The organism is Nocardia neocaledoniensis, assembly GCF_029868625.1.
Lineage (GTDB): Bacteria > Actinomycetota > Actinomycetes > Mycobacteriales > Mycobacteriaceae > Nocardia > Nocardia neocaledoniensis_A.
Genome location: NZ_JARWOJ010000062.1, coordinates 1 through 7356, shown reverse-complemented (window position 1 = coordinate 7356; position 7356 = coordinate 1). Strand labels below are relative to the sequence as shown.

At 70.2% G+C, this 7356-nt stretch carries 9 protein-coding genes; 6 read left to right on the top strand and 3 right to left on the bottom strand.

What is annotated here, in order from left to right; translation table 11 throughout:
- The first annotated feature begins 320 nt into the window (after window positions 1-320).
- Complete coding sequence (locus tag QH270_RS03900) at window positions 321-890, top strand: TetR/AcrR family transcriptional regulator (RefSeq protein ID WP_110035461.1); 570 nt, start codon at window positions 321-323, stop codon at window positions 888-890.
- Window positions 891-947: 57 nt separating this feature from the next.
- Here the strand turns inward: QH270_RS03900 and QH270_RS03895 are convergent, their stop codons facing one another.
- Window positions 948-1442 (bottom strand): MarR family winged helix-turn-helix transcriptional regulator, encoded by a 495-nt coding sequence (locus QH270_RS03895; protein ID WP_280338933.1) that lies wholly within the window; start codon window positions 1440-1442, stop codon window positions 948-950.
- Window positions 1443-1507: 65 nt separating this feature from the next.
- Here QH270_RS03895 and QH270_RS03890 point away from each other — a divergent pair, with 65 nt between their 5' ends.
- The 4 genes from QH270_RS03890 to QH270_RS03875 all read left to right on the top strand — a co-directional run bounded on the left by QH270_RS03890 (window position 1508) and on the right by QH270_RS03875 (window position 4174).
- Window positions 1508-2002 carry a cupin domain-containing protein gene (locus QH270_RS03890; protein ID WP_280338932.1) on the top strand — a complete coding sequence of 165 codons (495 nt, stop codon included), beginning with the start codon at window positions 1508-1510 and terminating at the stop codon, window positions 2000-2002.
- A 78-nt stretch (window positions 2003-2080) separates the two neighbouring features.
- Window positions 2081-2497, top strand: a complete 417-nt coding sequence (locus tag QH270_RS03885) for an acyl-CoA thioesterase (RefSeq protein ID WP_280338931.1) — start codon at window positions 2081-2083, stop codon at window positions 2495-2497.
- A gap of 283 nt (window positions 2498-2780) precedes the next feature.
- Window positions 2781-3200 (top strand): hypothetical protein, encoded by a 420-nt coding sequence (locus tag QH270_RS03880; RefSeq protein ID WP_110035465.1) that lies wholly within the window; start codon window positions 2781-2783, stop codon window positions 3198-3200.
- A 14-nt stretch (window positions 3201-3214) separates the two neighbouring features.
- Window positions 3215-4174, top strand: coding sequence for an MvdC/MvdD family ATP grasp protein (locus QH270_RS03875; protein WP_280338930.1), 960 nt, complete (start codon window positions 3215-3217; stop codon window positions 4172-4174).
- 7 nt (window positions 4175-4181) lie between these two features.
- Here the strand turns inward: QH270_RS03875 and QH270_RS03870 are convergent, their stop codons facing one another.
- A complete protein-coding gene (locus tag QH270_RS03870; protein WP_280338929.1) occupies window positions 4182-4454 on the bottom strand; it encodes a helix-turn-helix domain-containing protein in 273 nt (90 codons plus the stop codon).
- A gap of 146 nt (window positions 4455-4600) precedes the next feature.
- The gene (locus QH270_RS03865) at window positions 4601-6232 is read right to left on the bottom strand and encodes an ABC-F family ATP-binding cassette domain-containing protein (RefSeq protein WP_110035467.1); all 1632 of its coding nucleotides are present in this window, start codon (window positions 6230-6232) and stop codon (window positions 4601-4603) included.
- A gap of 148 nt (window positions 6233-6380) precedes the next feature.
- On the opposite strand from QH270_RS03865, the gene QH270_RS03860 reads away from it, so the two are divergent.
- Window positions 6381-7145: an SDR family oxidoreductase gene (locus QH270_RS03860; RefSeq protein WP_110035468.1), complete on the top strand. Its 765-nt coding sequence runs from the start codon at window positions 6381-6383 to the stop codon at window positions 7143-7145.
- Window positions 7146-7356: the final 211 nt, after the last annotated feature.

Here is a 7356-nt window from a genome sequence, read left to right as displayed (position 1 = left end):
GACGACGAAGACGAGCACGACGACGACACCGACGACTACGACGACGATCCCGCCGTCGAGGTCGACGCCGAGGTGGTCGAGGACATCGACGACGACGTCGAGGTGAGCATCGCCGCGCCCGGCTCGGCGGCGCCGCCCGCCCCGCCCCCCCCCCGCCCCCCCGCGGGGGGGGGCCCCGGACGTCGCTCGTCGGGCTCGCTCCCGACATGGCTGGGTTTCCGCCGGAACTCACCCATACTTGTTCGGCCACAAGCCGATTCGTCATCGACCCCCGCCTCGGTTCCCGGGGCGGGGGTCCGTGTATCCCCGTTGGAGGACTCATGCCCAAGGTCAGCGACGACCATCTCGCCGCCCGGCGCAGCCAGATCCTCGACGGCGCGCGGCGCTGCTTCGCCGAATATGGCTACGAGGGCGCCACGGTGCGCCGCCTGGAAGAGGCGATCGGCCTCTCGCGCGGCGCGATCTTCCACCATTTCCGCGACAAGGACGCGCTGTTCTTCGCCCTGGCCAAGGACGACGCCGAGCGCATGGCAGAGGTCGCGGCCAATCAGGGCATCGTGCAGGTCATGCGCGACATGCTCGCTCGCCCAGAGGAATTCAACTGGCTGGGCACCCGGCTCGAGATCGCGCGCCGCGTGCGTACCGATCCCGAGTTCCGCGCGGGCTGGACCCAGCGTTCGGCCGAACTCACCGCGGCCACCCTGGCCCGCCTCGAGCGCCGCAAGGCCGCGGGCGCGCTGCGCGACGACGTGCCCACCGACGTCCTGCTCGGCTACCTCGACCTGGTCCTGGACGGTCTGATCGCCCGCATCGCCTCCGGCCACACCGACGACAACCTCTCCGCCGTCCTCGATCTCGTCGAGGCCTCGGTGCGCCGCAAGGAATCCTGAGCGCCGATTGCCCGCGCCGGGATCTTGCCCGGCGATAGTTGCGGTGTCCGGGATCGGCTAGTTCTCCAGGCTCCGCAACAGGATTCGGGCGATGCGGTCCAGCGATTCCCGGTCGGCGGGGTCGAGGACCGACAACATCGCCGTCTCGTTTCTGGTGTGGTCGCCGACGACCAGGTCGACCAGCGCCCGGCCCTCGTCGGTGAGCGCGACGCGCACGGCCCTGCGGTCCGCCGCGTCGGCGATCCGCCGGACCAGCCCGGCCGCCTCGAGCCGGTCGATGCGCCCGGTCATGCCGGCGCGCGAGAGCATCAGGGTGTCGGCCAACACCGACGGGTTCAGCTCGTACGGCGCACCGGCGCGGCGCAGTGCGGCGAGCACGTCGAATTCCCCGCGCTGCAGGCCGTGTTCGGTGAACACCGCCTCGATCCGTGCCAGCGCCACGGTCATCAATCTGCCCAGCCTCCCGAAGACGGCCATCGCCGTCAGGTCGAGGTCGGGTCGCTCGCGCCGCCACTGGGCGGCGATGGCGTCCACGGCGTCCGGTTCGTCCATGGACACGATTCTATTCGCCGAGATATAGTTCGGTGGCGAATTATCAGCCAGCGAATGGACTTGTCATGACGAACCAGCGCGACATCGCCCTCTGCCTGCCCGAGCAGGCCGAGACCCTCGGCACCGATTCCGTCCGCCTGCGCCTGCTCACCGACGCCGAGGCCAGCGGCGGCGCCGTGAGCACCCTGGAGGTCACCATGGACCAGGGCGCCGACGGCGCGGCGCCACACTTCCACACCCGCTCCGACGAGCTGTTCTACGTCGCCGACGGCGAACTCCAGGTGCTCGCGGGCGACCGCATCCTCACCGTGGGCGCGGGCGGCTCGCTGGTGGTCCCCCGGCACATGCCGCACGCCTTCGGCGCGACGCCCGACAGCGGCGCGCGCATCCTCATCGCGCTGATGCCCGGCGTGCAGCGTTTCGAGTACTTCCGCCTGCTCGACCGCCTGCTCCGCGGCGAGGGCACGCACGACGAATTCCTCGCAGCCCAAGAGGAATTCGACAATCACTTCGTCGACGCGCCCGCTTGGCGCGCCGAACGCGAGGCCCATCGCCGCTGATACCGAAGCCGCACGAGTGTGGCCGACATTGCACCCGAATCGGGAACATCCACGCCGAAGCGTGCGGTTCTACGGCGTATGACGTTCTCCGTACCGGTCCTCGTCCGCGGCTACGAGCTCGACACCCAGGGGCATCTCAACCACGCCGTCTACCACCAGTACGGCGAGCACGCCCGCTGGGAGCTGATGCGCGCGGCGGGTATCCCGCAGGACAAGTTCCTCGCCACCGGCATCGGGGCCGTGGTGCTGGAGTCGACGATCAAGTACCGCCGCGAGCTGCGCGGCGGCGACGAGGTGACCGTGACCTGCGAACTCGACTTCGACGGTGGCAAGGTCTTCCGCTTCCACCACGAGATCCGCAAGCTCGACGGCACCGTGTCGGCGGAGATCACCGTGGTGGCCGGCGCGATGGATCTGACCGAGCGCAAGCTGATCGCCGATCCCGCCACCCACTTCCGCGGACTCGCCGAACACCCCGAACTCCTCGGCCTCTGACCCGCGCGGCACGGCCCGCCTCCCCCAGCAATTCCGGGGCGACGCGGGCCGTCGCGCCGCCCGGCGCGTTAGCTGATCGATTGCCGAGGTGAGGCGGCGATCCGCGTCCCGGTTGTCCGAAATTCTGTTCCCGCTAGGCGATCACGCGCCGCTCGGCGGTTTGCCCGGCACTCCGCAAATCTCGCGATCCCCCTCGGCGACGCCCGCGCGCACGCTATGATCCGAAGCACCTTCGGGGGTTCTGGCAAATCGCGAGCAGACGAGAAGATCGGAGTGAGTGCCCATGACCGACGCCATCCACCTCCCCGCTACCGCGTCACCCCGGCATCGGGGTCCCGCATTGCGCGGATTGCTGGTGGCCGAGTCCGATCGCGACATCTCGGTGCGCGTGGACGACGGAACGTGGACCTTCGACCGCCGGGATGTCCTGCGGCTCACCGAAGATCACGCCGGGGCCGGCGAACGGCAGGTGCACGTGGACATCCGGCCAGGCGCCACCGCCGACTTCACCCGCCGGATGCGAGTCGACCTCGTCGACCGGCCGATCACCCTGGCCACCGATCCCTCCGAGGCCCTCGGTGACGACCTGCTGGCCCAGGCCACCCGCACCTGGGCGGCCAAGCTGCGGATCGCCGAACGCGGCGGCGTCACGGGCGCCACGTTCACCTTCCGCGACGGCATCAACTGCGACAGTCTCGACTGAAACGGCCACGGGTCATGGAACGCGCGACCGACGCGGTGCTCATCGTCTCCGAATCCGACGACCTGCACGCCGATGCGCTGGCCGCCACGCTCCGCGAACACCACCGGCTCGACCCGATCCGGCTGGATCTGCGTGACTTCCCCACCGAGACCGGTAGTTTCCGGCTCGACAAGGCGGGCACCAACCGCGCGCTCGCGCACATCCACGGTCTCGACGACGTGCGCGCGGTCTGGTGGCGCCGCCCCCATCCGTGCCGGGTCCCGCAGGGCGTGCGCGCGGCCGACGACGCGTTCCGCCAGGCCGAATGCGACGGATTCATCCAGGGCATGCTCTGGTCGATCCCGGCCTACTGGGTCAACGACCCGGCCGCCGAACGCACGGCCGGCCGCAAGATCGTCCAGCTGGAGACGGCGCAGCGGGCGGGCTTCGCCATTCCGGAGACCCTGATCACCAACGATCCGGACGAGGCCCGCAGTTTCGTCGAATCCCGTTCCGGCCCAGTCGTGTACAAGCGCACCGGCACCGGCCGCGGCGAATTCTCCGAAACCAGGATCATCACCCGGCCCGAGCTGAGCAGGCTCGCCACGATCCGGTCGACACCGACCACGTTCCAGGACTACGTCGAGGCCACCTGCGATCTGCGGGTGGTGTGGGTCGACGGCGTCGAGTGGACCGTGCGGATCGATTCGCAGGCCGGTGTCGGGCGGGTCGACTCCCGGCTCGACACTTCGGTCGGGTTCGCGCCCGACCGGCTGCCCGCCTCGGTCAGCAAGTCTCTGGCCACCCTCATGGGCGCGCTGGGGCTGAGTTTCGGCGTTGTCGATCTGCGCCTCGGTATCGACGGCGAGTACTACTTCCTCGAGGTGAACCCGCAGGGCCAGTTCGCCTACCTGGAGATCAAGACCGGGCTGCCGCTGTTCACCAGCCTGGCGCACCTGCTGGTGCGCGGGGACGGTGCCGTGCCCGGTTGGTGACCGCGCCTCAGTCGGCCGGATTCTTGCGCCGATTGGCGCCGCCGCGGCCGCGCAACTCGACGTGCGATTCGACCAGCACGTTGTGAATGAAGCCGTACGATCGGCCGGTGGCCCTGGCCAGCGAGCGAATGCTCGCGCCCGCCTCGTACTGCTTCTTCAGCTGGGATTGCAGCCGGTCACGGGACTTGCCCGTGACGCGCGTGCCCTTGCCCAGCGTGCCCTTGCCGATCGTCGTTTTGCCCTTGGCCGATCTGGCGGCCTGTCTCGCACTGTCGCTCATGGCTTCCTCCGAGTCGCCGAGCAGCTGATTCCAGGCTAGACACTCCAGCGTCGGTGATCAACGAAAACAGTGATCAAACTCACCATGAGGCCGCGAGTTCCCTCCCGACACAGCGTTTCACGCCCGACACACCGGTCGGGCGTGGCTCACGCGAGGTCGATCAGCTCGGCGTACTCGTTGGACCAGTGGTCCTCGGTGCCGTCGGGCAGCAGAATGACCCGCTCCGGGTTGAGTGCCTCGGCCGCGCCGGGGTCGTGGGTCACCAGGACGACGGCGCCCGCGTAGGTGCGCAGCGCCTCGAGCACCTGCTCGCGCGAGATCGGGTCGAGGTTGTTGGTCGGCTCGTCGAGCAGCAGCACGTTCGCCGCCGAGGACACCAGACCGGCCAGCGCGAGGCGGGTCTTCTCACCACCGGACAGGGTGCCCGCCGGCTGCTCCAGCTGCGGGCCGGTGAACATGAAGGCGCCGAGCAGGCTGCGCAGCTCCTGCTCCCCCGCGTCCGGCGAGGCGTGCCGGATGTTCTCCCAGACCGTCGCCTGGTCGTCGAGGGTGTCGTGCTCCTGGGCGAAGTAGCCGACCTTGAGGCCGCGGCCCTGCTCGATCCCGCCCGAGGTCGGCGTCTCCACTCCGGCGAGCAGCTTGAGCATGGTGGTCTTACCGGCGCCGTTGAGGCCGAGCACGACCACACGGCTGCCCTTGTCGACGGCGAAGTTCACGCCGGTGAAGATCTCCAGCGAGCCGTAGAGCTTGGTCAGGTTGTTCACCATGAGCGGGGTCTTGCTGCACGGCGCGGGCTCGGGGAAGCGGATGCGGGCGACCTTGTCGGCCACGCGCACGTCGTCGAGCTCCGACATCAACCGCTCGGCGCGACGCACCATCTGGTGTGCCGCAGCGGCTTTGGTGGCCTTGGCGCCGAGCTTGGCGGCCTGCTGACGCAGCGCGCTCGCCTTCTTCTCGGCGTTGGCGCGTTCGCGCACGCGGCGCTGTTCGTCGGTGGCGCGGGCGTCGAGGTACTTCTTCCAGCCCATGTTGTAGACGTCGGGCTCACCGCGCACCGCGTCGAGGAACCACACCTTGTTCACCACGGCCTCGAGCAGTTCGACATCGTGGCTGATCACGATGAGCCCGCCGTCGTGGTTCTGCAGGAAGCCACGCAGCCAGGTGATGGAGTCGGCGTCGAGGTGGTTGGTCGGTTCGTCGAGCAGCAGGATGCGATCGGAGCGGCCACCGGAACCATCGGAGGCGGAGAACAGGATGCGCGCCAGCTCGATGCGGCGGCGCTGACCACCCGACAGGGTGCGCAACTGCTGGCCGAGGACCCGATCGGGCAGTCCGAGGCTGTTGCAGATGCGGGCCGCCTCGCTCTCGGCGACGTAGCCGCCCAGCGAGGAGAACTGGTCCTCGAGCCTGCCGTACTTGCGGATCGCCTTCTCGCGTTCCTTCTCGTCGACGACCTCGGCCATCAACGTCTGCTGCTTCTCCATGTCGCGGATCAGCGTGTCGAGGCCGCGTGCGGAGAGCACCCGGTCGCGGGCGATGACGTCGAGGTCACCCTCCTTCGGGTCCTGGGGCAGGTACCCGATATCGGTGGAGCGCACGATCTTTCCCGCGTACGGCTCGCCCTCCCCCGCCAGGATGCGCAGGGTGGTGGTCTTGCCGGCGCCGTTGCGCCCGACCAGTCCGATCCGGTCGCCGGACTGCACCCGCAGCGCCGGCCCGGGGGCCGAGAGCAGGGTGCGGACTCCGGCCCGGACCTCCAGGTCGGTCGCCGTGATCACAGGGCTTCTCCTCGTGTCGGAAAGAAAGGTGGGCGCCGAACCGACCCATCGTGCACCGTCGGGCTCGGCGAGAACCACCCATTTTACCGACGCCGAACTCGGCCACCGAACCGGCGCCGCCCGGTGTGAGCGTGGTTACTCTCGATCCATGACAACCGACCTAGCGGGCAGGACCGCCCTCGTCACCGGAGCGAGCCGGGGCATCGGCCTGGCCACCGCCGCCGAACTCATGCGCCGCGGCGCGAACGTGCTGATCACCGCGCGCAAACCCGAACCGCTCGAGGCCGCCGCGCAGGAGCTGCGCGCGCTCGGCCACGCGGGGCAGGTGAGTGCCCTCGCGGGCAACGCCGGTGACGCCGACGCCAGGGCCGAGGCGGTGGCCAGGGCGGTCGCGGAGTTCGGTTCGCTCGACATCCTGGTCAACAACACCGGCATCAATCCGGTCTACGGCGCGCTGATGGACGCCGATCTCGGCGCGGTGAGCAAGATCTTCGACGTGAACGTCGTCGCCTCGCTCGGCTATGTGCAGCAGGCGTATCGGGCGTGGATGGCCGAGCACGGCGGCGCCGTGGTCAATGTGGCCAGCGTCGCGGGCATCCGGTCCTCGGGGGTCATCTCGGCCTACGGCGCGTCCAAGTCGGCGCTGATCCGGCTCACCGAGGAGCTGGCCTGGCAGCTGGGACCGAAGATCCGGGTGAACGCGGTGGCGCCGGGCGTGGTGAAGACGAAGTTCGCCGACGCGCTGTACTCCGCCGACGAGGAGCGCGCGGCGAGCGTATACCCGCTGAAGCGGCTCGGCGTCCCCGAGGACGTCGCCCGGCTGATCGCGTTCCTGGTCTCCGACGAGGCGGCGTGGATCACCGGCGACTGTGTGCGCGTCGACGGCGGCCTGCTCGCCACCGGCGGCATCTGAGTCACGACCGACCCCGCCCCCCGCCCCCCCGCGGGGGGGGGGGGGGGGGGGGGAGGGGGGTGGGGGGGGCGGGCAGCCACCGCCCCCCCCCCGCGCCCCACCCCCGCCCCCCCCCGCCCGCGCGGGGCGGGGGGGTGAAAAAGCTTGGGGGCGGGGGGCGCGGCGGAGCCAACACCCCCCACAGCCCACGCCGCCCCCCCCCCCCCCGCCG

Excerpts from the sequence above, each read along its gene's own strand:
- QH270_RS03900 (WP_110035461.1), top strand. The coding sequence starts at position 321 with ATGCCCAAGGTCAGCGACGACCATCTCGCCGCCCGGCGCAGCCAGATC.
- QH270_RS03895 (WP_280338933.1), bottom strand. The coding sequence starts at position 1,442 with ATGGACGAACCGGACGCCGTGGACGCCATCGCCGCCCAGTGGCGGCGC.
- QH270_RS03885 (WP_280338931.1), top strand. The coding sequence starts at position 2,081 with ATGACGTTCTCCGTACCGGTCCTCGTCCGCGGCTACGAGCTCGACACC.
- QH270_RS03875 (WP_280338930.1), top strand. The coding sequence starts at position 3,215 with ATGGAACGCGCGACCGACGCGGTGCTCATCGTCTCCGAATCCGACGAC.
- QH270_RS03890 (WP_280338932.1), top strand. The coding sequence starts at position 1,508 with ATGACGAACCAGCGCGACATCGCCCTCTGCCTGCCCGAGCAGGCCGAG.
- QH270_RS03870 (WP_280338929.1), bottom strand. The coding sequence starts at position 4,454 with ATGAGCGACAGTGCGAGACAGGCCGCCAGATCGGCCAAGGGCAAAACG.
- QH270_RS03860 (WP_110035468.1), top strand. The coding sequence starts at position 6,381 with ATGACAACCGACCTAGCGGGCAGGACCGCCCTCGTCACCGGAGCGAGC.
- QH270_RS03880 (WP_110035465.1), top strand. The coding sequence starts at position 2,781 with ATGACCGACGCCATCCACCTCCCCGCTACCGCGTCACCCCGGCATCGG.